Raw genomic sequence first — 1269 nt, 5'->3', positions numbered from 1 at the left:
GGTTCGACCTCCGCTCCGCGCGCGCCGCGGCCCCGCGGGGCGCGCGGGCCCCCGCGGCCGCGGCGCGGCCCCGGGCGGCCACGGCGTGCGGGCACCGCGCGCCGCCCTGAGCGGATATCGACGGCGGCGGCGTTCGCCGAGATCTCCACCACCATGCACGGCCTCGTCACCCCCGCCGGCCAGGACGCCCCTGACCTGTGCAAGTCCGCACTCGCGCTGGCCGAAAGGGACGCCGAGCGGATCGCCGCCCGCTACTCCTGACAGGAGGCCCTGGCGAGCCCGGCGCGATCGACTCCGCGCAGCTCCTGACAAAAGCCCCCAAAGGATCTAGCTTTAGCGAGCATGGAGCGGCCTCTGGCGTGGCGCTGGGCCACGGTGATCGCGGTCGTGCTGGCCGGGGTCCTGCTCGTGCTCAGCCCCGAGTACGGCTACCACCGCGACGAGCTGTACTTCCGATTCCTGTCCGGCCATCCGGCCTGGGGCTACGTCGACCAGCCGCCGCTGACCCCGACCCTGGCGAGACTGGCCGTCGCGCTGTTCGGCGACACGGTCACGGCGCTCAGGGTGTTCCCCGCGCTCGCCGTGGCGGGGCTGGTGGTGCTCATCGCGCTGATCGCGCGCGAGCTGGGCGGCGGACGGGTGGCGCAGGTGCTCGCCATGCTGGGCGTCGCGACGGGCGTCTACACCCTGATCGCCGGGCACACCCTACTGACGCTCAGCTTCGACCTGCCGATCTGGGCGGCGGCCATCCTGTTCATGCTCAAGGCGCTGCTGCGCGAGCAGCCCCGCTGGTGGCTCGCGGTCGGCACGGTGTGCGGGCTGGCCACCTACAACAAGCACCTCATCGTGATGCTGCTGCTCGGCCTGGCGATCGGGCTGCTGGCCGCGGGGCCGCGCCGGGTGCTGCTCAGCCCGTGGCTGTGGGCGGGCGCGGCGATCGCGGCGGCGCTGGCCGTCCCGAACCTGCTCTACCAGGTCACGCACGACTGGCCGCAGCTGAAGATGGCCTCGGCGCTCAGCGAGAACAAGGGCGGCGAGCTGCGGGTGCTGTTCGTCCCGATGCAGGTGCTGCTGTTCGGGCCGGTCGTGGCGGTGATCGGAGGGTTCGGCTGGGTGCGGCTCTGGCGTGACAGGCGGGTGCGGGCGCTGGCCGTGGCCTACCCGGCGGCGGCCGTGCTGACGCTGGCCGGCGGCGGCCGGTTCGACTACACGGCGGGGCTGATCCTGCTGCTGTTCACGGCGGGCTGCGTGGGCGTGGAGGCGGCCGGG

Annotated in this window: 2 protein-coding genes; both read left to right on the top strand. The window is 73.9% G+C overall.

The window, feature by feature from the left end:
• Positions 1-261 (top strand): hypothetical protein (locus ABZ297_RS46840; protein WP_355361111.1); only part of this gene is annotated, 261 nt, incomplete at its 5' end.
• 81 nt (positions 262-342) lie between these two features.
• Positions 343-1269 (top strand): glycosyltransferase family 39 protein (locus ABZ297_RS46835; protein ID WP_355361108.1); only part of this gene is annotated, 927 nt, incomplete at its 3' end.

The organism is Nonomuraea sp. NPDC005983 (genome assembly GCF_040614375.1).
Lineage (GTDB): Bacteria > Actinomycetota > Actinomycetes > Streptosporangiales > Streptosporangiaceae > Nonomuraea.
The sequence above is the reverse complement of the archived record's forward strand: the minus strand, read 5'-3'. Positions and strand labels throughout refer to the sequence as shown.